Source organism: candidate division KSB1 bacterium (assembly GCA_016214895.1).
Classification (GTDB): Bacteria; Electryoneota; RPQS01; order RPQS01; family RPQS01; genus JACRMR01.
In genome coordinates, this window is the sequence record JACRMR010000025.1 from 190,988 (window position 1) to 213,562 (window position 22,575).

General features: G+C 60.1%; 24 protein-coding genes. 23 read left to right on the forward strand and 1 reads right to left on the reverse strand.

The genetic code is table 11. From position 1 onward, the window contains the following. Nucleotides 1-304 precede the first annotated feature (304 nt). The 5 genes from HZB60_12810 to HZB60_12830 all read left to right on the forward strand — a co-directional run bounded on the left by HZB60_12810 (nucleotide 305) and on the right by HZB60_12830 (nucleotide 5,920). The gene (locus HZB60_12810) at nucleotides 305-2,488 is read left to right on the forward strand and encodes a HAMP domain-containing histidine kinase (GenBank protein ID MBI5060647.1); all 2,184 of its coding nucleotides are present in this window, start codon (nucleotides 305-307) and stop codon (nucleotides 2,486-2,488) included. A gap of 17 nt (nucleotides 2,489-2,505) precedes the next feature. Beyond that, nucleotides 2,506-3,816: a sigma-54-dependent Fis family transcriptional regulator gene (locus HZB60_12815; GenBank protein MBI5060648.1), complete on the forward strand. Its 1,311-nt coding sequence runs from the start codon at nucleotides 2,506-2,508 to the stop codon at nucleotides 3,814-3,816. Between the two features lie 136 nt (nucleotides 3,817-3,952). After that, nucleotides 3,953-4,306, forward strand: a complete 354-nt coding sequence (locus HZB60_12820; GenBank protein ID MBI5060649.1) for a PH domain-containing protein — start codon at nucleotides 3,953-3,955, stop codon at nucleotides 4,304-4,306. A gap of 71 nt (nucleotides 4,307-4,377) precedes the next feature. After that, a complete protein-coding gene (locus tag HZB60_12825) occupies nucleotides 4,378-4,620 on the forward strand; it encodes a helix-turn-helix domain-containing protein (GenBank protein ID MBI5060650.1) in 243 nt (80 codons plus the stop codon). A 127-nt stretch (nucleotides 4,621-4,747) separates the two neighbouring features. Continuing rightward, on the forward strand, nucleotides 4,748-5,920 hold the full coding sequence (locus HZB60_12830; protein ID MBI5060651.1) for a right-handed parallel beta-helix repeat-containing protein: 1,173 nt from the start codon (nucleotides 4,748-4,750) through the stop codon (nucleotides 5,918-5,920). Nucleotides 5,921-6,115: 195 nt separating this feature from the next. On the opposite strand, the gene HZB60_12835 is transcribed toward HZB60_12830, so the two are convergent. After that, complete coding sequence (locus HZB60_12835) at nucleotides 6,116-7,678, reverse strand: PQQ-dependent sugar dehydrogenase (protein MBI5060652.1); 1,563 nt, start codon at nucleotides 7,676-7,678, stop codon at nucleotides 6,116-6,118. Between the two features lie 369 nt (nucleotides 7,679-8,047). Here HZB60_12835 and pdhA point away from each other — a divergent pair, with 369 nt between their 5' ends. From pdhA to HZB60_12925, 18 genes are all read left to right on the forward strand, one after another. Further along, entirely contained in the window at nucleotides 8,048-9,211 is a 1,164-nt protein-coding gene (pdhA, locus tag HZB60_12840) for a pyruvate dehydrogenase (acetyl-transferring) E1 component subunit alpha (protein MBI5060653.1), read from the forward strand. A 2-nt stretch (nucleotides 9,212-9,213) separates the two neighbouring features. Further along, a complete protein-coding gene (locus HZB60_12845) occupies nucleotides 9,214-10,197 on the forward strand; it encodes an alpha-ketoacid dehydrogenase subunit beta (protein ID MBI5060654.1) in 984 nt (327 codons plus the stop codon). 18 nt (nucleotides 10,198-10,215) lie between these two features. Next, nucleotides 10,216-10,605, forward strand: coding sequence for a four helix bundle protein (locus HZB60_12850; GenBank protein MBI5060655.1), 390 nt, complete (start codon nucleotides 10,216-10,218; stop codon nucleotides 10,603-10,605). 26 nt (nucleotides 10,606-10,631) lie between these two features. After that, a complete protein-coding gene (locus HZB60_12855; protein ID MBI5060656.1) occupies nucleotides 10,632-11,960 on the forward strand; it encodes a 2-oxo acid dehydrogenase subunit E2 in 1,329 nt (442 codons plus the stop codon). Between the two features lie 6 nt (nucleotides 11,961-11,966). Further along, nucleotides 11,967-13,325: a dihydrolipoyl dehydrogenase gene (lpdA, locus tag HZB60_12860; protein ID MBI5060657.1), complete on the forward strand. Its 1,359-nt coding sequence runs from the start codon at nucleotides 11,967-11,969 to the stop codon at nucleotides 13,323-13,325. A 1-nt stretch (nucleotide 13,326) separates the two neighbouring features. Beyond that, nucleotides 13,327-13,986 (forward strand): hypothetical protein, encoded by a 660-nt coding sequence (locus tag HZB60_12865; GenBank protein ID MBI5060658.1) that lies wholly within the window; start codon nucleotides 13,327-13,329, stop codon nucleotides 13,984-13,986. Next, the gene (locus tag HZB60_12870) at nucleotides 13,983-14,414 is read left to right on the forward strand and encodes a thioesterase (protein MBI5060659.1); all 432 of its coding nucleotides are present in this window, start codon (nucleotides 13,983-13,985) and stop codon (nucleotides 14,412-14,414) included. Before HZB60_12865 ends, HZB60_12870 begins: the two co-directional genes overlap by 4 nt. 15 nt (nucleotides 14,415-14,429) lie before the next feature. Continuing rightward, a complete protein-coding gene (locus HZB60_12875) occupies nucleotides 14,430-14,729 on the forward strand; it encodes an EthD family reductase (GenBank protein ID MBI5060660.1) in 300 nt (99 codons plus the stop codon). Nucleotides 14,730-14,796: 67 nt separating this feature from the next. Continuing rightward, nucleotides 14,797-15,645 carry an enoyl-CoA hydratase/isomerase family protein gene (locus HZB60_12880; GenBank protein MBI5060661.1) on the forward strand — a complete coding sequence of 283 codons (849 nt, stop codon included), beginning with the start codon at nucleotides 14,797-14,799 and terminating at the stop codon, nucleotides 15,643-15,645. Continuing rightward, nucleotides 15,638-16,414, forward strand: coding sequence for an enoyl-CoA hydratase/isomerase family protein (locus tag HZB60_12885; protein MBI5060662.1), 777 nt, complete (start codon nucleotides 15,638-15,640; stop codon nucleotides 16,412-16,414). The genes HZB60_12880 and HZB60_12885 overlap by 8 nt, the downstream gene beginning before the upstream one ends. Nucleotides 16,415-16,431: 17 nt before the next feature. After that, nucleotides 16,432-17,220 (forward strand): class I SAM-dependent methyltransferase, encoded by a 789-nt coding sequence (locus tag HZB60_12890; GenBank protein ID MBI5060663.1) that lies wholly within the window; start codon nucleotides 16,432-16,434, stop codon nucleotides 17,218-17,220. A 2-nt stretch (nucleotides 17,221-17,222) separates the two neighbouring features. Continuing rightward, nucleotides 17,223-18,002, forward strand: coding sequence for an enoyl-CoA hydratase/isomerase family protein (locus HZB60_12895; protein MBI5060664.1), 780 nt, complete (start codon nucleotides 17,223-17,225; stop codon nucleotides 18,000-18,002). 88 nt (nucleotides 18,003-18,090) lie between these two features. Further along, nucleotides 18,091-18,918 carry a phenylacetate-CoA oxygenase subunit PaaI gene (locus tag HZB60_12900; GenBank protein ID MBI5060665.1) on the forward strand — a complete coding sequence of 276 codons (828 nt, stop codon included), beginning with the start codon at nucleotides 18,091-18,093 and terminating at the stop codon, nucleotides 18,916-18,918. 5 nt (nucleotides 18,919-18,923) lie between these two features. Then, on the forward strand, nucleotides 18,924-19,247 hold the full coding sequence (locus HZB60_12905) for a hypothetical protein (protein MBI5060666.1): 324 nt from the start codon (nucleotides 18,924-18,926) through the stop codon (nucleotides 19,245-19,247). Further along, nucleotides 19,244-19,579, forward strand: a complete 336-nt coding sequence (locus tag HZB60_12910; protein MBI5060667.1) for a Rieske 2Fe-2S domain-containing protein — start codon at nucleotides 19,244-19,246, stop codon at nucleotides 19,577-19,579. The genes HZB60_12905 and HZB60_12910 overlap by 4 nt, the downstream gene beginning before the upstream one ends. Then, nucleotides 19,569-20,156 (forward strand): GNAT family N-acetyltransferase, encoded by a 588-nt coding sequence (locus tag HZB60_12915; GenBank protein ID MBI5060668.1) that lies wholly within the window; start codon nucleotides 19,569-19,571, stop codon nucleotides 20,154-20,156. The genes HZB60_12910 and HZB60_12915 overlap by 11 nt, the downstream gene beginning before the upstream one ends. Nucleotides 20,157-20,249: 93 nt before the next feature. Further along, entirely contained in the window at nucleotides 20,250-20,969 is a 720-nt protein-coding gene (locus tag HZB60_12920; GenBank protein MBI5060669.1) for a PKD domain-containing protein, read from the forward strand. Nucleotides 20,970-20,979: 10 nt separating this feature from the next. Then, nucleotides 20,980-22,455 carry an aldehyde dehydrogenase gene (locus HZB60_12925; protein ID MBI5060670.1) on the forward strand — a complete coding sequence of 492 codons (1,476 nt, stop codon included), beginning with the start codon at nucleotides 20,980-20,982 and terminating at the stop codon, nucleotides 22,453-22,455. Nucleotides 22,456-22,575 lie beyond the last annotated feature (120 nt).

Genomic DNA, 22,575 nt, shown 5'->3' on the forward strand with positions numbered 1-22,575 from the left:
TCCCGAAAGGGGGCGGCAGTTTGTTTTGCGGGATTCGCCAGATTCGCCCCGGCTCGCGACTTTGGTGCATTAGATGATAATCACGAGCAATGGTGTGTATCCTGTGTATGGGATTATACAGTTACCGGCCATTTTGGTGTCACCCTGCCCGCCAGGGCAGGCCGCGTCCGCTTGCCGACTGCGACACTTTGGTCGCACTCGTGTCGGCCTCGAATTTGGATTTCTTTGCGCTGCACTGGAATCTCTGCTCTCCGCGTGCTAAATTACAGGTGTCGTCTGATGATTGTGAAGCAATTCCGGCCTGATGCCTCCCGACCTGCCGTTTCCGTTCCGAGCCTTCTTGGCCCTCTGGCTGATCACGACGATCAGCCTCGTTGCGTTGCGCTGGGAGCCCCGGCCGCTGCCGTATCGGTTTGAGGGAGTCCGCCGATGGGAGAATTCGACCACTGTGAAGGTGCAGATCGGCCTGTTTCAACCTCACCCCGATAGCGCGAAATACGGCGTCACGTGGACCAGCGAATACCAAATTGCAGAAGGCCGCTGGCTTACCTATCTCGAATGGCACGATACCAGCGGGGCGGTCGTGCTCGTCCGCAACGCCAGGTTACCGATCGAGCGGCTTACTCAGGCTGACGCCGACGGGGACGGTATCGACGACATCCTCGTCGCGTACGGCGCTCGCGACTCGTCCGGGCTTGTGTGCTGGAAATGGCCGGGTCTGGTCGAGTTGTGGAGGCACGATCTCCTCCAACCGCCGGAACTCCGCGGCCAGCACGTCTGGGACGCCGGAGTCACGTCCTGTCAAATCTTACCCGCGTCGAATGGTCTGCCCACGCGACTGATCTGTTGCGTGCGATCCGCATACGGATTGCAGCCACGCGGCCTGATTGCGCTCGATGCACGAACCGGAGGCGAGTTGTGGTCGTATTGGACCGCGGCGCCACCCGGGGATCCGGATACCTGCGATGTCGATCGCGACGGCGCTCCCGAAATCCTGATCGGAAGCTATGCTCCAACTAATGGCGCTCGGTATCAGGGCTGCTCCGATGATAGCTGCTTTCTGGCACTACTCGATGGAGCCGGAAGGCAGTTGTGGCGCCGCAGCTGGCCTCCGCCTTTCCCCGGCATCACCGCGAAATTCACGCGCACAGCCGGGGGAGAATGCGGACTGCTCGCGCTGCGGACTTCGGGGGTGACCAGCGGTCCGCCCAATACGCTCTATCGACTCGATCCGCGCAGCGGCGCGACGCTGGATTCAACGGTCTTCTCCGGCATCGGCGGCGGGTATGCCCTCACACCGAGATTTGTGCGGCGGGACAGCGTTTCGGGTTTCCTGGTTTACCACAATGAATCGGAGATGGCCGTTCATTCCGAAAGCGGCGCCTTCGTGTCTGCCGTCGGACCCTATCTCGCGATTGTGGCGCAGACCGACCTCAATCTCGACGGCGGTTGCGAGTTGATCGCGCGCTCGCATCAAAGCACAACTTTCGTGCTCGATTCGTCGTTCCGAGTGGTCGCGCAATCGCCGGTCCATGTCAGCCAGTATCACGAGCAGTTCGTCAGCGCCGACCGCGCCGTGCTCTGGCTGGCGGACGATCGGGGAGTCAGCCTGACGCACTACGAACACAATCCCGACTACGCCCGGTGGTGGATGCGGCGAATCGTGTGGGGCCTGGCCTGGATCGCGATCGGCCTCGTCACCGCGCTGATCATCACACTCGTCGGATTTCAGTACCGCCGGATTCAGGAACAGAAGCGCGAAGCCGATGCGAAAGCGCGCCGACTCGCCGAACTCATGGCCGTGGTGCGGCACATCGGACACCAACAAGGTGCCCCGCTTCAAGAATTCGGAGACAGACTGTCTGAACTCGAGTATCAGTCGAAGAGTGTCACGGTTGACTTGCTCGGAGAAATCATTTCAACCCGGGCCGATTTTGAGCAGCTCAAGCGCCGACTCACCGATACTATCCGCTCGATTCGCAAGTACGTGAACGCCGAGCTGCTGACGCGGCACGCCGTTGACCTCGCCGCTTTCGTTCGCACGGAATTAGGCTCGCGCAATGGTACCTCGCGAGCCTCATGGATCGAATTAGATATCGAACCCGGTATCCAGCTGGTGGATGCGGACGCCGGACAGCTGCAGGTCCTGCTGGAAATGCTGTTGGATAACGGGATGAAGGCTTTGGCCGGCCTAAGGGATCGCAAGCCTCAGATCACGGTCAGAGTCTATTCCATGACCGAGACGTCCCGCTCGTCCGGCACGAAGACTTGGGTTCACCTTGATTTCAGCGATAACGGTGAGGGAATCGCCCCGGAAAATCTGGAGCACGTCTTCAAGCTCGGGTTTACCACCCGCGCGGAAGTTGGAGGCACCGGCTTCGGCTTGGCGTTTGTTCACAAGACGGTCCTCGACCACGACGGCGAAATCTGGATCGAGAGCGAGAGGGGACACGGCACGATATTTCACCTGCGATTTCCGCGCATTTGACCACCACCACCAACGCCATGCCACACATTCTGTACATCGAAGATGAACTTGACAAGGCCCAAGTGCGGCTGCGCATTCTCGACCGATCCGGGTTCCAGGTCACGACGCTGACCGGATCCGAGGGTCTGGAAGAGGCCGTGCGGGCCCACGACTTTGACGCGGTGTTGTTGGATAACGAGCTGCGCGCATCATCCCTCAACGGGCTCGCGATCTTGCGCTGGTTGCAGGCGACGCTGCCGGAGTTGCCCGTCATCTTCATTTCCGACAAGTCCAATTATCAAGTCGTGGTCGCCGCCGTCAAGGGCGGTGCCGATGATTTCCTGGACAAGAAGGACGTGCCCGAGATTCTGCTGGCCGTGCTCGAACGCACCGTGTCACGTTACGAGAAGCGCCGGCGGCGCGAACGCGATCTCCTGCGTAAACGCGGCATCTTCGGAAACAGTCCGCTGATGATCGCCCTCTGGCAGGAGATCCGCGCCGCCGCGCGACACCGCCGTCCCGTTACCCTCACCGGACCCGCCGGCACCGAAAAGAAGCAGCTCGCCGAGACCATCTGTCAACTCATGCGTCCGTCGCTGCGGGGCGACTTTGTCGTCGTCACTTGTCGCGGCGCTTCAGCCGATTCACTGTCGAGTGAACTGTTCGGTTCACGAGACCACACTTCGGCTCCCCGCAGCCGGCTCGTCGGCAAGATCGAGTCCGCCGTCGAAGGCACGCTGTTTCTTGACCATATCGATGCGGTTCCGGTGGACATCCAGGGCGAACTACTTGAACAAGTCCGATCCGCCGATGCGGTACGACTGATCGCGTCCACGGAATGCGGGATCAAGGTTGCGCTCCGGCGCGACATTCTGCGTAAAGACCTTGCCGAGTATGTGGCCGACAGCGAAATCCGGATTCCGTCCGTGCACGAACGAATCCTGGCCTCCGCCGAGGACTTCCGGGATCTCTGCGACTATCTGATTGAGACGCTGGGGTATGAAACGGGATTGCGGCCAATAGAATTAGATACAGGCGCCCGGCTGGCCCTGGAGTCCTACGCCTGGCCCGGGAATCTCGATGAACTCCGCGAACTGCTCGGCCGCCTCTACGGCCTCGGTCGCACGAAGGTGTACGCGGAAGACATCGAAGCGGCATTGCGAGCGCCCGGACGGCTGGCGCTCGGACTTGGGCTCCCGCCGTTCGCCAGTTATATGACACAGATCGAAGAGCTGTACTACTCCGACCTGCTCAGAATCGGCGCGGGCGACTGGACCCGGATGGAACAAGTGTCCGGACTCAACCGGGACAAACTCCGCTACTATCTGAACAAGTACAAGCGACATTGAGTGTGCCTCCATTCACCGGAAAAGCTCCCGGCGGTCCCGATGTCAGACCTGTAACCTTATATAATATATGGAAATGAATGGATGGCCCGACTCGCGACGGGTTTTGTAGATTGGCTCTGCAAGGAGGTGACGCGGCATGCCTGAGCCAACTACGATCTGGAGCGAGCCTGAGGTGTTACTATGGGAGGGCCGCGTGAGCCCGTGGGCGTCGCCGTTGCGATTCTTCGTCGCTCCCACAGCGTACCGGATTACCAATCGACGATTGACTGAGGTCCGTTCCCATTTGATGCGTTGGGGCAAGCAAATTCGAACCTGGGATGTGGACCGCATCGAATACGTTCGCGTCTATTCCTCGTTTTGGCAGCGCCTCTTTGGTCTCGCCGACGTCGAACTCGGCGCGCGATGGCAAGCCATTCGTTGGACGAACCTCGGGCACCGCTCCGCGCTCGAGACCGCTTTGACTAACGCCGGGCTGCGCATCGTCCGCTGAATCGCCAACCGCGCAACGGCCTCACATCCGAACTTGATTTGCCTTAGCAATGGCATACTAACGGGGACAATATGCATGAGCTTCTGGAGTTGGTTCAGATTTCGCGGAACAAGTATCCGGTGCACCACCGGCATGCGATGCGCGCATTCGAATATGAACTGGTGAATACGATCCTCGATTCGTGCGGAGGGAACAAGTCCAAGACCGCCGAAATCCTGGGACTTTCGCGGCGCCAGCTGCAGCGCATCTTCGCCCGTTGGGAAGGATTGCAAGATCAACCGACGGATAGCGAGGTCGAAGCGATGGTCGGCTGACCGACCGAGGCAGTCGGCCAAACTGCCGAACCGGTGCGCCGGCGTCCCACCGGATCGCTGAAACCGCCGGCCGGTTGTGGCTCGATTCGACTTGCGTTTTCGCCAAAACCGCCGTAGATTCTCCGGCATGAAGACGCTCGTAACTCTACTCTGCGTGTCGGCTATGGCGGCAGCCGCCGTGCTACACGTCGATCAGGACCTGCAATCCGCCTTTGATTCCGCGGGAGCGGGGGACACGCTCGTGATTGCCCCGGGTCGCTACGAGGCGAGTCCGCAGCCCTATTCCGAGGAAACCTGCGGCAATTGCCGGGAGCACCGCACGCGCGTTCAGGCTACCGTCGGATTCCGCATCGCGGACAAACCGCTCCGCGTACAGGGAGCGCCCGACGGCTCGACCGTGCTGGTTGCGAATGCCGGTTACGGCCTGTTCTTACTCAACGCACGCGGAATCGTGATCGAGAATTTGACGGTTACGGGCGGTGCGCGTGACCGCGACGGCAGCGCCACGGACGCCGCCATCGTCATCAAACACAGCACGGCGAAGATCCACCGCTGCACGCTGCGCGGAAACACGCACTACTTCGATTCCACCATTGTCGGTATCGGGGGAATCATGATCCGCGAAGGCAGCGAAGCCTGGATTACGCAGTGCCGGATCATCGACAACAGTTGGGACGGCATTGCGCTCTATCGCGGCGCCACGGCGATGATTAGCGATTGCGTCATCGACTCCGGGCGCGGCGCAGGGATCGGCGTGACGTGGGACGCCACGGCAACATGTCTGCGCAATCGCATCTCGCACTACTGGAAAGGCCTCGGCTCGTTCGGAACTTCCACGGTGATCGCGCGCAACAACCTGATCCGCGACAACCTCGGCTGGGGGCTGATCGCGTCCGGCGAAAGCACGATGATTGCCGAACAGAATACTGTCGTGCAAAACGGCAACTGTGGAATCGCCATCTGGAACCACGGCGCGCGCGGACGCATCGTCAACAATATCTCGGCAGGGAACGGCTGGCGCAAGCAATGGGTCTGCCCTTGCGTCGGGTTCATGAACCAGGAAAGTGACACGAGCGGAGCGTGGGTCGTGCGGAACAACTTGCTGTGGAGTAACGCGGCGGGAAACGTGCTCGGGCACGATGCCTCCGCATTTCTCGTCGCTGATCCGATGTTCGCGGACACCGTTGACTTCCGGCTGCTACCCGATTCGCCCGCGCTCACGGCCGGCGATACGCTGTTCACAAATGCGGATGGCACACCGGCAGCGTTGGGAATCTGGGGCGGTCCCGCCGCGCGATAACACGATTTTGCAGGCTGATCATACCAGAGGCGACCGCGCGGTCGCCTCTCGTGTTATCTCTTGTATGATTATCCAGCTTCCGGAGTACTCCGTGGCGCACGACTCACGGAACAGAAGGTCCTCTAACAACATCGCGCTCCGCCGGGCAGCCGGCAAATGCGCTCCCGCTTTGCCCCGGCGAGAGCCACTACACGATCACGGGCAGAGCGACGTGACCACATAGAATCGAACTTCGGCGGAGGCTCCAATCGTGTCCGTCGCAGTGGTTGAAGCAGGCGGTATCGTCGGTACTACGTTGTCCGCGATCAGCGTCCACGCCGCGGGAAACGATGCGTCCAGTTCGACGCTGCGATACACACGATAGCGCTCGTTCGTGCCCGGCGCGGCCAGCCAGCTGATGCGCACCTGCCCGGAATCGGCCACCGCGTTGATCACGACATCGTCCGCCGGAATCGCGATACAATCGCACTCATCGGGGATCTCGTTGCCGTTGACGTCAGCACTGCGCCCCAGCAGGATGTCCAAGGCGTCCGCGCAGCCGTTGCCGTTGCAGTCCGCCAGAGTGTCCGGCATGATCTTGAACACCTCGCCGCCGGCGAGATCGCAAAGGTAGAGCTCTCCGCTGCCGTCCTCGCCGAATGAACTGATGTCGCCGATAACCCTGGCGCTATCCGGAGCCAGATCGACCGTGCGATTCATGCGCTCCGTGACGGTGCCACCCGTGTAGAGAAATGTCCAGATGGAATCCGAGCAGTAGTCAGCATAGACATACCGGCCATAGAGTTCAGGAATCCGGCAACCGCGATACACATACCCTCCCGTAATCGAGCAGTGCGGCGTATGCGGGTAGTCGAGCACCGGCAGTGTCAACGCGGGATCGTTGCACGTGCATCCCGAGGAGCCCGTACAAAGGAAGCCTTCCATGCAACGCCACCCGTAGTTCCGACCGCCCGGTGCAACTGCCGTTTCGATATCGACCTCTTCGCGCGCGCCTTGCCCTACGTCGCCGACATACATATCTCCGGTCACGCGATCGAAACTCCAGCGCCACGGATTGCGCACGCCCTTGCACCAGAATTCGCGCTTCACGAAATTCGTGTCCGTTGCCCACGGATTCGATACCGGTATTGTATAAGGCAGTGGGCGAACATCGAGCCGCAGAAACTTGCCCAAGCGCGTCGTGTCGGACTGCGCGCGATTGCCCGGATCGCCGCCGCTGCCGCCGTCTCCCATGCCGATGTAGAGGAACCCATCCAGCGGCGAAAACGCGATCATGCCTCCCTTGTGATTCTGAAAACTCCCGCCAGACGGCTGAATCACGGTGAGGATGAGGACTCCGCTGGATGAATCGGCGAGGTCCGGGTTGGCCGAGACAGTGTACCGAGCAATCACGGAATTGCCCGCGTTGTTGTTGTAGTGAACATAAAAGTAGTTCGAGTCTGGCCAGTCCGGATCCCAGGCCATGCCAAGCAAACCGCGTTCGTTACCACTGCCCACGGTCACAGAATTTAAGTCAATGAAAGGCGTAGGGTTAATCGCATTGGTTTGCAAATTCAGAATCTTTATGCTGGCCGTCCATTGCTCGACGATGAAGAGGCGCGTCGAGTCGCCGGGAGGCGCGCAAACGAACAGCGGGCGCTGCAATCCGCTCGCCACGCGGTTTGTTCGCAGGGCAGAGGCACTGTCCACGGACAGCAAGGTTGCGCTCAGCATCAGTACCGTGTGCGCGTTTAACAAAGTGCGACCATGTATCTTCATGCTCAACAACCTCATGTGTGCGCGTTCGTTCAGATTGAATTCTTTCCCTGCTCTGAAGATAGATCGATTCGCCACTCGAGTCAATCTCCGCTCCGGAAATTTTCAAAATCGCCAGTGGTGGATATGACGCTGTGACATCGGTGAAGGATCCTTCAATGGCGCTGTGGACAAGACGGGGGCTCTGAGAGGCACGACGATGGCTCTGGCGATACTGTATCAACGTCTAACGATATAATAATAATGCGTTTAGCACATACTGTGACATGCCTAACCACGCCAGCGGTGCTTTTCTCGCCCCACGGAAATTGCTATATTGATAGATTCAGTAAGATTACCGATGGCCCCGCCCAGCATTCACAGGGTCTTTTCATGAGTGTACCAGCGTCCCAGAACTCTGCTCAACTTACCGGCGAGCGCAATCCAAAGGGTGGCAACTCCACGGCCACCCTGTGGGAGAGCTTTGACCCGCTCGCCGGCAAGAAGCTCGAAATTGTTGGCCCACACGGCGAGATTATCAATCCGAAGTGGTTTCCGCAGGTCGATGACGAACGGCTGATCCATGCCTACAAGATCATGCTGCTGGCCCGCACGTCCGATCTCCGCGCCGTGAGCTTGCAGCGACAAGGTCGGCTCTACACCTTGCCGCCGAATATCGGGCAAGAGGCGTGCGCCGTCGGGAGCGCGATGGCCATTGAACGCACCGATTGGCTCGTCCAGGCCTATCGCGAGCTCGGCGCGCAACTCATGCACGGGGTGCCGCTCGATCGCTGGTACCTGCTCTGCGCGGGGAGTGAAGCCGGAAACGTCTTTCCCGACGGCATGCGCGTACTGCCGCAGAGCGTGCCGATCGCATCGCAATGTCTGCATGCCGCGGGCATCGCGCATGCCATCAAGTACAAAGGCGGCTCCGAAGTCGCGATCGTCTATTTCGGCGACGGCGCGACCAGCGAAGGCGACTTCCACGAAGCCATGAATTGGGCCGCGGTCTTCAGCTGCCCCGTCATCTTCTTCTGCAACAATAATCAATACGCGATTTCCTACCCGCGCACGAGTCAGACCAAATCGAAGACGATCGCGCAGAAAGCTATCGCGTATGGCATGCCCGGGATTCAGGTTGATGGCAATGACTTGTTCGCCGTCTATCGCGCCACGAGTGATGCCGTCGCCTGGGCGCGCGCCGGAAACGGACCGGTCCTGATCGAAGCGGAAACCTATCGGATGGGTGCGCATACCACCTCCGACGACCCGACCAAATATCGTGATAAGACCGAAGAGGAAGTCTGGAAGCCGCGCGATCCGATTGCCCGCGTCAAGCAGTACCTCCAATCGAAGAAGCTCTGGAACGACAAGCAGGAAGCGGCGTGGAGGACTGAGTGCGAGCAGCAAATCGAGGCGGCCGTGAGGGTCGTCGAGCACCATCAGGCCAGTTCGCCCGAAGAGATCATGACACACGTTTACAAAGACCTCTGTCCCGAGCTGCGTGAACAGCTCGCCGACCTTAAACAGTTCCTCGCCTGGAAGGAGGGGAAGTAAGCATGGCGGTCATGACCATGATTCAGGCGATCAACAACGCCATCGCGCTTAAGCTGGCCGACGATCCCCATGTGATCGTGTACGGTGAAGACGTCGGTGTCGAGGGCGGCGTGTTTCGCGCGACGGAGGGCCTCCAAAAGAAATTCGGCGCGCATCGCGTCTTCGACGCCCCGCTCGCGGAGTCGTCCATCGCGGGAACCGCCGTCGGCATGGCCATCAACGGCCTGCGGCCAGTCATCGAAATGCAGTTCGACGGCTTTGTACACCCGGCCATGAACCAGATCACCTCGCACATCGCGCGGTTCCGCTATCGCACTCGCGGTCAGCGTCCGCTGCCCATTGTCGTGCGCTGGCCCAATGGCGGCGGCGTGCGAGCGCTGGAACTCCACTCCGATTCCAATGAATCGATCTACGGCCATATCGCGGGACTCAAGGTCGTCATGCCCTCCACTCCCTACGACGCCAAAGGCCTGCTGATCGCCGCGATTGAAGACGACGACCCCGTGATGTTCCTCGAGCCCAAACGCATTTACCGCGCGATCAAGCAGGATGTGCCCGACGGTCTCTATCGTATCGCCATCGGCAAGGCGAAGATTGTGCAGGAAGGTAAACACATCACCGTCGTCGCTTACGGTGCGATGATCCGCACTTGCCAGCAGGCAATTGAACCGCTCAGTAAGGAAGGCTATTCGGTCGAACTTGTTGACTTGCGAACGATCTACCCGCTGGACACCGCGACGATCGTCGAATCCGTCAAGAAGACCGGCCGGTTGCTCGTTGTGCACGAAGCCGCGAAGTCTTTTGGTGCGGGGGCCGAGATTATCGCGCGGGTGAACGAGCAGGCCTTCGAGTATCTGGAAGCTCCGCCCGCCCGTCTCTGCGGCAACGACACCGTTCCGCCGCTCCCCAGAAACGAGGATCTCTATTTCTTCCCGCCGGAACGGGTAGTGTTCGCGGTGAAGAAAGTAATGAGTTACCCGGTATAGAAGTATGACGTATGAACTATGAAGTCTGAAGCAGACGGTGGTGCTGACCTTCGTGTTCGTACCAAGAGCTTTAGTGTTCGGATCGTCAAGCTGTTTTCAGCACTTCCTCCGGCAAAGCCCGCGCAGGTAATTGGCTCGCAGGTGTTGCGGTCGGGAACTTCGGTTGGTGCGCATAACCGCGAGGCAGTGCGTGCAAAGTCGACTGCCGACTATGTCAACAAGCTGCAAGGGGCGTTGCAAGAACTTGACGAGACGTCTTACTGGCTGGAACTCCTTGTTGATTGCAAAATCGTCAGCGCCGCTAAACTGAGACTGCTCGTACAAGAGACAGACGAGTTGATTGCGATCCTGACCGCGATCCAGAAGAAAGTGAAGCGACGGCTGACGAATTCAGCGTCTGCTTCATAGTTCATAGTTCATCTTTCATAGTTCCCATGGCACTCGAATTCAAGTTCCCCGATATCGGCGAAGGCATTCACGAAGGCAAGCTGCTGGAGTGGTATGTCAAGCCGGGCGATCAGGTCAAGGAAGGCGATCCGCTGATGAAGGTCGAGACCGACAAGGTCGTCACCGACATCCCGATCCCCAAGACCGGCGTGATTGCCGCAACCTATGGCGCCGTGAATCAGATTATTCACGTCGGTCAGATCATCGCCCTGATCGCGGGCGCCGGGGAACCGCTGACTGACCCCACTGCCGCCGCGCCGCCGCAAGCCGCGGTGGCCAAGGGCAAGGACGAACCCGTCGAGGAAACGGGGTTCGGCGTGGTCGGGCAAATCGAAGTTGCGACCACCGACGACTACTTGCCGGCGACCGGCGAGGGCATGGAGGAAACTGCGCTGCCCGCCACGCACGCTAACGGCGGCCGCATCGCCGCGACTCCCGTCGCTCGCCGCATCGCCCGCGAACTCGGCCTCGACATCACCCAGATTCGCGGCACCGGCCCGGGCGGCCGCATCATGAAGGAAGATATCCAGCGCGCCCACGAGCTTCGCGGCAAACCGCCGGTCGCGCCCGCCTACACGGCACCAAAGATCCTCAGTACGCCGGTAAAACCCGGCGAGCGCACTTCGGTCGAAGAGCTCTCACAACTGCGCAAGACCGTCGCCGCGCGCATGGCGCAGAGCAAGTACACCGCGCCGCACGCCACCGCCTTCGAAGAAGTTGAGGTCTCGCGACTGGTCGCGCTCCGCAATGAAAAGAAAGATCAGTTCGCCGCGCAGGGCGTCAAGCTGTCCTACATGCCGTTCATTGTCAAGGCCGTGGCGATGGCCCTCGCGCAACATAAGAAACTGAATTGCCGGCTCGATCTCGAAAACAACCGCGTGCTCTATCACCACTATGTGAATATCGGGCTCGCGGTGGACACGCCGGACGGCCTGATCGTCCCCGTGATTCGCGATGCCGACCGGCGCAGTATCGTTAACCTCGCGCAGACGATCCAGGACCTCGCCGATCGTGCCCGCGCCCGCAAGCTCGCGCTCGACGAAATCCGCGAGGGCACGTTTACGATCACCAACTACGGCGCGATTACCGGCACGCACGGCGTGCCCGTCATCAACTTCCCGGAAGTGGCGATTCTCGGTGTTGGGCGAATCCTCAAGACCCCGGTGGTCAATGCTCAAGACGAGGTTGTCGTCGGGCACGTCCAACCGCTCTCGCTGTCCTTCGACCATCGTATTGTCGATGGCGGTGATGCCGCGCGCTTCATCAAGGACATCATGGCGTCGCTGGCCGATCCGGTCGGTATGTTAATGCAGTAATTCGTCATGAAAACCTACGACGTTATCATTATCGGCAGCGGCCCCGGCGGCTATGTCGCCGCAATTCGCGCCGGACAGTCCGGACTCAAGACCGCGCTCGTCGAGAAGGCCCGCATTGGTGGCTGTTGCCTCAATTGGGGTTGCATCCCGTCGCGCCGCCTGATGGAGTCCGCCAAGTTCTTCGCGCGCATCCAAGCGCAGGCCGCGGGCTTCGGCATTGAAGGCATCGACAATGCCGCGCTGAAGTTTAGCTGGAAGAAGGCCGTCGCCGAGAAGGACAAGATCGTGACCAAGCTCGTCAAGGGTGTCGAATTCTTGATGAAGAAGAACGGCGTCGAGGTGATCAGCGGCGAAGCGGAAGTCAGCGGTGCCAATCAAATTTCGGTCGCCGGTAACAGCTACGGTTTCCAGAAACTCATTCTCGCCACCGGCTCACGGCCCGATCGCAAGCGCTTCGCCGCGAACTTGCCCGACGACTTCGTCGTGGAAATCGACGACTTCTACGCCCGCGCCGACATTCCTGACCGCATCGTCGTGATCGGCGGCCGCACCGTGGCTTGCGAAATGGCCAGTCTGCTCCGGCTGATCGGCAAACAGGTCACCGTGGTTGCCTCGCAGTCCAAACTGATTCCCGGCATCGATCCCGCGCTCTCCAATTACCTGCTCGAGCGCTTTCGGAAACTCGGAATCCGCGTCCTGCTCGAATCGCCCATGCCGACCATGGCACAGCACGGAGTGAAGATCGGCGAGGAGCTTATCGAATGTGACATCGTGCTGAACTGTGCTACGCGCGCCGCGGTCTTGCCGAAGCTGAACGGCATGGTGATTGAGCTGACCGACGAGGGTTTTGTCAACGTTAACGAGTTCCGGCAGACCAATCAGCCGCACGTTTATGCCATCGGCGACGTAACCGGCACGCATTACGCTCAGCATGCCTCCGCGCACGCCGGCGTTGCCGTCAGCCACCTGCTCGGCAAACCGGTTCGAATCAATGACGCGAAGATCCCGATCAACATCTACACCGATCCGGAAATTGCCTCCGTCGGTCTGACCGAGGAGCAGTTGGCCGAGCGGAATATTCCCTACATGAAGGGCGAGTTTCCGATGCAGGTCAACAGCAAGGCTCTGGTCGAGGGCAATACCGAAGGATTCGTGAAGATGCTCGCCGATGAGAAATACGGCGAAGTGCTCGGCGTCCACATCGTCGCCGCGCGCGCTACCGACCTGATCTCCGAAGTGGCTCTCGGTGTCAATCTCGAAGCTACGCTCGATGACCTGTACGCCGTCGTGCATCCGCATCCGACCGTCAGCGAGTCGATCATGGAAGCGGGCTTCAAGGCCATGGGCAAACCGCTTCACATCTGAGATGGGATCAGCGACGACGCAGACGACCGCATCCGCGCCGGTGTTGGCGTATGACCTGCCGGACGCTGAGTTGCTGCTGGAGTCGGTTCAGGCTGCGAGATGCCTCGTGTGGCAACCGCCGCACACTTGCGTCGTGATCGGCCGCGGTTCCCACCTGGAGGCCGAAGTGTGCGGCGACGCCGCAGCCGCAGATGCTGTCCCCCTCTATCAGCGGCCCACGGGCGGCTGCGCGGTACTGCTCACCCCGTTGATGTTCGTCGCCTCGTTCGGGCTGTATACGACGGACCAGCTCCCCTCCGCGGAATACTTCGCTCGGTTCGCGCGGCTGTTGATTCGATCCCTCGAGTCGCTTGGCGTTCGTGAGCTTGCCTTTCGCGGGATCTCCGACATCGCGCTGCGCGATCGAAAGCTCGCCGGAACCGCGCTCTATCGCAATCGAGAACGCGTCTTCTACCATGCGATCATCAATGCCGGCGGATCCACGGAACTCATGGAACGCTATCTGCTGTTTCCGCCGCGCACGCCCGATTACCGCCGAAATCGTCCGCATTCCGAATTCGTCACTTCACTCGCCGAACACGGCTATGCGCCTTCCCTCGCGCAATTCTCCGCCGCCGTCGAACGAGAATTCACCACTGAACTAACGAGACTCCCCGCGTGAAACCCGGACTTCATCCCGGTCTGCAGACCAAACTGCACATCGTCATTCATCCCAAAATGACCGTGGACCTCGGCGGCAAACGGATTCATCCTTTCTACTCGACCTATACCGCCGCGCATCATGCCGAACTTGCCGCGCGATTGATGCTCGAACCGTTCCTCGAACCGGACGAAGAGGGGATCGGCTCCGGCTTGACGATTCATCATCACTCGCCCGCGCTGGCCGGTCAGGAAATCGACATCATCGTCACCGCCACGCGTTGCCGCGCGCATCACCTCGCGGCGAGTTACGAGATCCTGCATGGCGACCGTCTGATTGCAAACGGCGAGGTGCACCAGGTGATACTGGCCAAAACCAGAGTCCAAGAGATTCACCGGACCGCGAAGGCCGCGCCGGTGCAGGCCGCTCCCGCTGCGCATAACGCCTAATCCCCCAGATTCCTCATGGTTCATTTCGTCGTACTCTATCGACAACCCGCCGATCCGGAAGCGTTCGAGCGTGCCTACTGGGACACGCACGTGCCGCTTGCAAAGCAGATTCCGCACCTCGCGGGAATGGAAGTCGTCAAGTTCTGGCCCGGCAAGGATGGTCCGACCAAGTTCTATCAGATGGCTACTCTGAAGTTCGCCGACAAGGAGAGCTTCAAAGCCGCCATGAAATCCGCCGAGAATGCCGCCGCCGGAGCCAATCTGATGAGCTTCGCCGCCGACATTATCGAATTCTACACCGCCGAGACGGTCTGATGGACAAGCTCGATTTCTGCGCTCGCCCATCCCCCCTTTCAGTTGGGGATCAGAGGGGGGTGTCGGTATGAACGCAAGTTTCAAAGCCAAGCCCGCCTCCAGTTTTGACTTTCGACACATTCTCTATTCCAAGCAGGGGGCGCGCGCGACGGTCACATTGAATCGACCGCAGGTCTTCAATTGTTTCAACTTCGCGATGCTCAAGGAAATGAGCGCGGCCTTCGAAGACGCCGCCTATGATGACGCCGTGCGCGTGCTGATTCTCACCGGTGCGGGCGACAAGGCATTTTGCACCGGCGCGGATTTGAGCGAGCAACAGCAGTTCTTTGCACGACCGCAGGATTACTGGAAATGGATGGGCGCGTTCATCGAAGCGCATGAGCGGCTTCGCAACATCGGCAAGCCGACCATTGCTCGTCTGAACGGCATCGTCGTCGGCGGCGGCAACGAGTTCAACATGAGCTGCGATCTCGCTATTGCCTGCGATGATATCTACATCCGTCAGGTCGGCGCCGCGCATGGCAGCGTCGCCGCAGGCGGCGCGACGCAGTGGCTGCCGCTGATCGTCGGTGACCGCCGCGCCCGCGAAATCCTCTATTTGTGCGAGGAGATTCCGGCTGCCAAGGCGCTGGACTGGGGCCTCTTGAACGAAGTCGTCCCGCGCGCGCAACTCGACATCGCTGTGGATCGCATGGCAACAAAGCTTGAGAACAAACTGCCCGATGTCACGCGCTATCTGAAGCAGCAGCTCAATTTCTGGCGCGACTTCTCATGGGGACTCACGGTCGGCCATGCGCGCGACTGGCTGGCCGTCCATGCCAATTCGCCGGAGACGCAGGAGGCGATCAAGGCCTTCAACGAGAAGCGCAAGCCCGATTACGCCGCGGTTAACCGGAAGCTGATTTCCGATGACTAAGCTTCAACACCTCTTGCAAACCCGCGACGGCTTTGTCGCCACGCTCGCCCTCAATCGACCGAAGCAGCTCAATGCGCTCAATCTCGCGCTGATGGACGAGCTGGTCGCGCTGCTCGCGGAACTCGAGTCCGACGAATCCGTTCGCTGCGTCGTGCTGACCGGCAACGAGCGTGCGTTCGCTGCCGGCGCGGACATCACCGAAATGGCGGGCGCGGATTCCACCACGATGCTCATGCGCGACCAATTCGCCAAGTGGGATCGCATCCGCAAGTTCAAGAAGCCATTGATCGCCGCGGTTTCCGGATTTTGTCTCGGCGGCGGCTGCGAACTCGCGATGCACTGTGATATGATTATCGCCTCAGAATCCGCGCAGTTCGGTCAGCCGGAAATCAAGCTTGGTGTGATGCCCGGCGCGGGCGGAACGCAGCGGCTGACACGCGCGATCGGTAAACAGCGCGCCATGGAAATGGTACTCACGGGCCGTTCGATTTCAGCGGACGAAGCGCACGCCGCCGGACTTGTCAATCGCGTCGTCCCCGTCGAGGTCTATCTGAGCGAGGCGCAGAAGCTCGCCACAGAAATCGCGCAGATGGCCCCCGTCGCCGTCCGCCTCGCGAAAGAGGCGGTTCTGAAAGTTTACGAGAGCTTCCTGCTCGACGGCCTGGAGTTCGAGCGCAAGAATTTCTATCTGCTCTTCAACACTGAGGATCAGAAAGAGGGCATGGCTGCGTTTATGGACAAGCGCACAGCCGAATTTACGGGGAAATAGGGAGCGGGCGCAGTACAATGTCCGGCCTTAGCTCATTCTTCGCGCTCAACCGCCGCTGGTCGAACGCTATCGGCGACGCCACCGTGTTGCGCCGCTCGCATCTCTACTTCGAGTATCCGCGCGTTGTGGGCGAGTGGCTTGCCCAGCAGCGTGATATCACCATCGTGGACGTGGGCGCAGGGAGATCCTGCCCGTTTGCCGAGTCCGTTGTGCCGGGCGCGGGGGTCCGCGTTATCGGAGTCGATATTTCTGACGAGGAAATGGCGGAGAACACCGCGCTGCATGAGCGCATCGTTGCCGATGTGACGAAGCGACTGCCGTTCACGGACCATTCGGTGGACGCCGTTGTATCGCGCAGTGTGCTCGAGCATTTGGAAGACGTCGAGCGCTTTTGCGCGGAGGCGGCGCGCGTGCTCAAACCCGGCGGCATGTTCATCCACTTCCTCCCCAACAAGTTCGCGCTGTTCGCCCTCGTAAATCAGGCGTTGCCCATGCGCTTTGCCAAGGGCGCTCTGCATTTCTTCTGGGAAGACAGCCGGGGGATTTGCGGCTTTCCGGCTGTCTATGATCGCTGCTACCCTTCCGCACTGGCGCGAATCCTCATACGACGCGGATTTGAACACATCGACGTGCGAACAAGTTGGTATCAGGCCTTCTACTTTGCGTTTTTCCTGCCGCTGTTTCTGGTCTTCCTGCTTTATGATTCGATTCTGCATCTGCTTAAGGTACGCCCGCTCGCCGCGTTTCTGCTGGTGACCGCACGCACGCTCGCCACGCCACCGGCCGGCACATCCGACCGCACATGACCGTGTACGAAACCCTCCTCTACGAAACATCCAATTCCGTCCTCACGATCACGCTGAACCGGCCTGACCGCTTCAACGCGTTCAATGAGGTCATGCACCGCGAGCTCGGCGACGCGTTCAAGGCGGCTGCCAAGGATGTTGACGTGCGCGCCGTGATTCTGACCGGCGCGGGCAAAGCCTTCTGCAGCGGTCAGGACTTGAAGGATGTCAAGGATAGTCCGAATCGCAAGCTGTCCGATTCGCTGCGCAAGAATTACAATCCCAACATTCAGCGGATGCGGAATCTGGAGAAGCCGATCATCTGCGCGCTGAACGGCGTCGCGGCAGGAGCGGGAATGAGCTTCGTGCTCGCCTGCGACGTGCGCATCGCCGCCGATACCGCGTCGCTGATCGAAGTCTTCATCAATATCGGCCTCGTTCCCGATTCCGGCTCGACCTGGTTCCTCCCGCGCATGGTCGGCTATCATCGCGCGTTCGACTTGTGCACTTCGGGCCGCAAGGTCGAAGCTGCCGAGGCGCTCACACTCAAGCTCGTCGAGGAGGTCGTGCCGGCTGATCAGCTCATGACGCGCGCGCGCGCGGTCGCGGAAAAGTACGCCGCCGCGCCCACGAAAGCGGTCGGCGTCATCAAGCGCGCGCTCAACCGGGCTTCGCACATGTCCCTCGACGAAGCCCTGGAGTACGAGGCGTATCTGCAGGAGATCCTCGGCAACTCTGAAGACTACCGCGAAGGCGTCGCCGCCTTCAATGAAAAACGCAAGCCCGTTTTCAAAGGCCGCTGATGGCGCCGCCGAGCCGGGTTAAGGCTTCCGCAACCCGGCCGGAATCTGCCACTGACTTCCACGACCACACCACAGGAGATGCGACCCCATGAGTAGCGAAGAGAAAGAGCGCAAAGTGCTCGAGAAAGTCGCGCGCGGCGAAACGATCAATTCGCCCGAGGAGATGAGCGAAAGCTACAAAGAGAACCTCGTCAACTTGATGCTCATGCAGGCCGACTCGGAACTGGCCGGGGCCTTCGGCTACGTCCCGTGGATCATGAAGGCCGTCTCGACCAAGGAGATGCTGACCGTGTCCGCGATCGCGCATGACGAAGTTCGCCATGCCCGCGTGATGTATCAACTGCTCGAAGATCTCGGAGTTGATGTCGAGGAGCGCGTCAAGCAATTCGACTATACGCTGCGCGTGGGCGACGAAATCGAACTCGGCGCCACGCGCGCGGCCACCGACGCGCGTGTGAATATCTTCTACTATCCGATCAACACGTGGTATGACTTCATCATGTTCAACGTGCTGATGGATCGCGGCGCCGGGCACCAATTGCAGGATGCCGTGGACAGCTCCTATGGTCCGTGGCGCGCCGTGATGGAAGGCATCATGAAGGAAGAAGAGATGCACATCGCCCACGGCGACTATTGGCTGAAGCGGCTCGGCCGCAGCCCCAAGCACAAGGACGCGACGCAGGAGGCCCTCGACCGCTGGTTCCCGCGCGTCATGAACATCTTCGGCCGGCCGAATTCGCCGCGCTGCAAGCAATACATCAAGTACGGTTTGAAGATGCGCGACAACCACGTCGTGCGCCTTACTTTCGCCGATGAGGTTTACGGAGTTACGGCCGAGGCCGGACTGCGCAAGCCGGTGTGGAGTGAGCCGTCCGATTGGTCCAAGCTGCCGATGGATGCAGCCGTCGCCGGATGAGCGCCATGTCCAATATCCAATTCACCCGGGAGACTCCGCTCGCGGAAATCCTGAAGCACAATCCCGGCCTGATCTCCGTCTTCGACGAATGGTGTCTGCATCTGGTCCCCTCGACCGTCGTCGCGATGAATGCCCCGCTCGAGAAGGCCGCACATTGGCACGCAATCTTCGACACCGACAAATTGCTCGCCGAACTGAACGCGAAGAAAGATCTCGATTTTCACACCGCGCAACCCGAGCACGCGCCCGAGCCGGAGCCGGATCCCGAGCTGCCCGGCTTCAAGTACAACGGCTCGCCGAAGAAGCCCGGTCGTCGCGTCTGGGAATGAGCGTCCCCTTCCGCCGCGTGTGCGCTCTGACAGAAATCCCCGACGGCGAAGCAGTCACCGTCGAATTGGACAACAGCGAAATCGCACTGTTCCGCAGTGGCGACGCAGTGCATGCCACCGAGGGTCGCTGCCCGCATGCCTTCGAGCAAATGAGCAAGGCCGCGCTCGACGGCGAAACCGTGACCTGTCTCGCGCATCACTACTGCTTCGACCTGCGCACCGGCAAGGCCACCAAGCCGACGCCGGGCATCGCCTTCCTGAAAGTCTTCCCGGTCGAGCTTCGCGACGGCGATGTGTACGTGCAATTTGAGGGCAGCGACGATGAGTGGTAAGATCCTCGAAACGGAGCGGCTGCGACTCCGCCCGGCCACAGCAGATGATATCCCGCTGCTCTACAACTGGTACTCGCATCCCGAGACGTCGGCCCTCTACGACGGCTTGCAGTTTAACACCGCGCACCCCGATCTATTCGCCGAGGAATTCGGCTTGTGGCTCGACACCGATGCAGAGCTGGAATATGCCGGGGTTTACATCCTCGAACTGAAGGCCGATGGTCGCCCGATCGGCGAAGGCACCTGGATGCTCGTGCAGCGCACCGGTCCCGACAGTCCCGATGTCTATCAAGTCGGCGGGCTGATCGGTCCCGCGGAGTTGCGCGGAAAGGGCTACGGCTCCGAAACACTGCACGCGCTGCGGGAATTCCTCTTCATTGAACGCGGCGCGCATCGCCTCGAGGCCATGACCGGAGCCTTCAATACCGGAGCGATGCGCACCCTCCACCGCAGCGGCTTTGCCCGCGAAGGCGTCCTCCGCGAAACCCTGCTGATTAAAGGCGTCTGGCACGACCGCGTGATCTTCTCCCTGCTAAGAAGCGAGTGGGAAAGCGGTGCGCCGGTCGTCAATAGTTAAATGTCTTGCTGGCGGCGGTCCGTGTCCGCATTCTTCACGTGCCCCGCTGCTTCATTCCCGGGACCGCAGATCACATAAGAAGGAGAATCGTCAATGAAGTTGAGCACAGTGTTCTTGAGCACAATTTCGGTTTTGTGTCTGATCGGCTGTGGAAGCGATAGCTCGGACGATCCGGGGACGCCCGGCCCCGATGCCGTCTTTTCCGTGTCAGGGGCTCTGGTTACGCCGGCAACATTGACATTCAACAATGCTTCTTTGAACGCCGATCAATTTCAATGGGACTTCGGCGACGGACGATCCTCTATCCAATCGAGTCCTCAACTGAGCTTCAGCACTTTTGGAAGTTATGTTGTCACACTGGTCGCTGTGCAATCTTCAACGAGCAGAACTGACACTGCCCGTCAAGCTCTTGAAATAACACCGGGGACGGTCTCGCTTACCGGCATAAATGTGCAGGCAATGCCATTCAGCGACGGTGGCGGTGCTGGATGGGACTTAACCGACGGGCCTGACTTGTTTTTGAATTTGTCTCAGGCAGGTTCTAGTATTTGGACCAGCACCTACTACGACAATCTGGCACCGACGAGTCTTCCGGTCGGCTGGACAGTAACTCCACCTCGCTCGATTACAGGATGGACTCTCGGCTACAGAGTTGATCTTTGGGATTATGATCCCATCGGAGAAAATGACGCAATGGGGAGCGTTACATTTTCGATCAGCAGTATTGTAGAGGGAGATGGATATCAATCCTCTGCTGTGGTTGAGAACACTGCTCATACGATACGCACGACCATTCTGCTTCACTGGCAATAGCTCCCCCCCCATGTCCGACCTCTTCTACTCCAACATCATCAACGGTAAACACGTCCCCGCGCAATCCGGCCGGACGTTGCCGATCATCAATCCCGCGCTGAACGAATCGCTCGGCGAGTCCGCGCGCTCCGATTCCGCGGATGTGGAGCTCGCGGTCAAATCCGCACGTGCCGCGCTTGACGGCAAGTGGGGACGCTCCGCTCCTTCACAGCGCACAAAAATACTCTTCAAGGCCGCGCAGTTGCTCGAGTCCCGCGTCGAGGAGTTGAGCCTCGCCGAAAGCCGCAACAACGGCAAGGTCGCCGCCCACGTCGTCGGCGAAATTCGTCAGGCCATCGAGGACTTCGAATTCTTCGCCGGAGCGGCAACCAAAGCCGGCGGCAGTGTCCCGCCGCTGCATGGGGCATACTTCGGCTATACGCTCAAAGAGCCGGTCGGCGTCGTCGGCGCGATCACCCCGTGGAATTATCCCTTGATGCTGGCGGCATGGAAACTCGCGCCCGCGCTGGCCGCCGGCTGCACCGTTGTGCTGAAGCCCGCCGAGTGGACGCCCGTCACCGCCAAGGCCTTAGTCGAGATTCTGCACGAAGCCGGCATCCCCGAAGGTACCGTTAACCTGATTAACGGCACGGGTCCCGAAGCGGGAGCCGCGCTCGTCGCGCATCCACTGGTGGACAAGATCTCCTTCACGGGCGGCACCGCCACGGGCAAGAGCATCGCCAAACAAGCCGCCAATTCCATGAAGCGGCTCACGCTCGAACTGGGCGGCAAGTCCCCCGCCATCGTACTCGAAGATTGCGTGTTCGACGATGCAGTCCTCGGCTCGCTGTTTTCAATCTTCTATGGCGCCGGACAATCTTGCGAGGCCCGCAGCCGCATCTACGTCCATGAGTCCCTCTATGACGCCTTCGTGGAGAAGTTCGTCGAAGCCGCGAAAAAATTGCGCGTCGGCGATCCGCTCGACAAGCATACGCATGTCGGCGCGCTCGTGCACCCCGAGCGCCTGGCGGTGATGGAGTCGTTTGTGGCCTCGGCGATCGCGCAAGGCGGCACGATTCTAACGGGCGGCCAACGACTTGCCGACGGCCCGCTCGCACGCGGCAATTTCTTCGCGCCCACCGTCATCACCGATTTGCCGCATTCCGCGCGCTGCATTCAGGAAGAAATCTTCGGCCCGGTCGTCGTGATTTCCAAATTCAAGTCCGACGACGAAGCCATCACGATGGCCAACGGCGTTGACTTCGGACTCGCCGCGACCCTATGGACGCAGAACCTCGTTCGCGCGACCAAGTTCGTGCGCGCCATCAAGTCCGGGATCGTCACGATCAACACTCCGAACACCGCCCTTCCCGGCCTCCCCTTCGGTGGGTACAAGCAGTCCGGACACGGCCGGGAGATGGCATTGGAGACCATGGACGCTTACCTCGAAACCAAATCCGTGCTGATGGGCGTCACCGGCAAACCCGTGAATCCGTTCGGCATCTGATCCCTGATTCAGCGGCGGGACAGAGGCATTCTTCGAGGACAGGACCCCTTAGTGGTCCTGTCTCTTTTTGCAACCTGTTGTAAAATCTGATGTGGACGATTTAATAAATTACCGACACTT

Excerpts from the sequence above, each read along its gene's own strand:
- HZB60_12810 (MBI5060647.1), top strand. The coding sequence starts at position 305 with ATGCCTCCCGACCTGCCGTTTCCGTTCCGAGCCTTCTTGGCCCTCTGG.
- HZB60_12815 (MBI5060648.1), top strand. The coding sequence starts at position 2,506 with ATGCCACACATTCTGTACATCGAAGATGAACTTGACAAGGCCCAAGTG.
- HZB60_12820 (MBI5060649.1), top strand. The coding sequence starts at position 3,953 with ATGCCTGAGCCAACTACGATCTGGAGCGAGCCTGAGGTGTTACTATGG.
- HZB60_12825 (MBI5060650.1), top strand. The coding sequence starts at position 4,378 with ATGCATGAGCTTCTGGAGTTGGTTCAGATTTCGCGGAACAAGTATCCG.
- HZB60_12830 (MBI5060651.1), top strand. The coding sequence starts at position 4,748 with ATGAAGACGCTCGTAACTCTACTCTGCGTGTCGGCTATGGCGGCAGCC.
- HZB60_12835 (MBI5060652.1), bottom strand. The coding sequence starts at position 7,678 with ATGAAGATACATGGTCGCACTTTGTTAAACGCGCACACGGTACTGATG.
- pdhA (MBI5060653.1), top strand. The coding sequence starts at position 8,048 with ATGAGTGTACCAGCGTCCCAGAACTCTGCTCAACTTACCGGCGAGCGC.
- HZB60_12845 (MBI5060654.1), top strand. The coding sequence starts at position 9,214 with ATGGCGGTCATGACCATGATTCAGGCGATCAACAACGCCATCGCGCTT.
- HZB60_12850 (MBI5060655.1), top strand. The coding sequence starts at position 10,216 with ATGAAGTCTGAAGCAGACGGTGGTGCTGACCTTCGTGTTCGTACCAAG.
- HZB60_12855 (MBI5060656.1), top strand. The coding sequence starts at position 10,632 with ATGGCACTCGAATTCAAGTTCCCCGATATCGGCGAAGGCATTCACGAA.
- lpdA (MBI5060657.1), top strand. The coding sequence starts at position 11,967 with ATGAAAACCTACGACGTTATCATTATCGGCAGCGGCCCCGGCGGCTAT.
- HZB60_12865 (MBI5060658.1), top strand. The coding sequence starts at position 13,327 with ATGGGATCAGCGACGACGCAGACGACCGCATCCGCGCCGGTGTTGGCG.
- HZB60_12875 (MBI5060660.1), top strand. The coding sequence starts at position 14,430 with ATGGTTCATTTCGTCGTACTCTATCGACAACCCGCCGATCCGGAAGCG.
- HZB60_12880 (MBI5060661.1), top strand. The coding sequence starts at position 14,797 with ATGAACGCAAGTTTCAAAGCCAAGCCCGCCTCCAGTTTTGACTTTCGA.
- HZB60_12885 (MBI5060662.1), top strand. The coding sequence starts at position 15,638 with ATGACTAAGCTTCAACACCTCTTGCAAACCCGCGACGGCTTTGTCGCC.
- HZB60_12890 (MBI5060663.1), top strand. The coding sequence starts at position 16,432 with ATGTCCGGCCTTAGCTCATTCTTCGCGCTCAACCGCCGCTGGTCGAAC.
- HZB60_12900 (MBI5060665.1), top strand. The coding sequence starts at position 18,091 with ATGAGTAGCGAAGAGAAAGAGCGCAAAGTGCTCGAGAAAGTCGCGCGC.
- HZB60_12905 (MBI5060666.1), top strand. The coding sequence starts at position 18,924 with ATGTCCAATATCCAATTCACCCGGGAGACTCCGCTCGCGGAAATCCTG.
- HZB60_12910 (MBI5060667.1), top strand. The coding sequence starts at position 19,244 with ATGAGCGTCCCCTTCCGCCGCGTGTGCGCTCTGACAGAAATCCCCGAC.
- HZB60_12915 (MBI5060668.1), top strand. The coding sequence starts at position 19,569 with ATGAGTGGTAAGATCCTCGAAACGGAGCGGCTGCGACTCCGCCCGGCC.
- HZB60_12920 (MBI5060669.1), top strand. The coding sequence starts at position 20,250 with ATGAAGTTGAGCACAGTGTTCTTGAGCACAATTTCGGTTTTGTGTCTG.
- HZB60_12925 (MBI5060670.1), top strand. The coding sequence starts at position 20,980 with ATGTCCGACCTCTTCTACTCCAACATCATCAACGGTAAACACGTCCCC.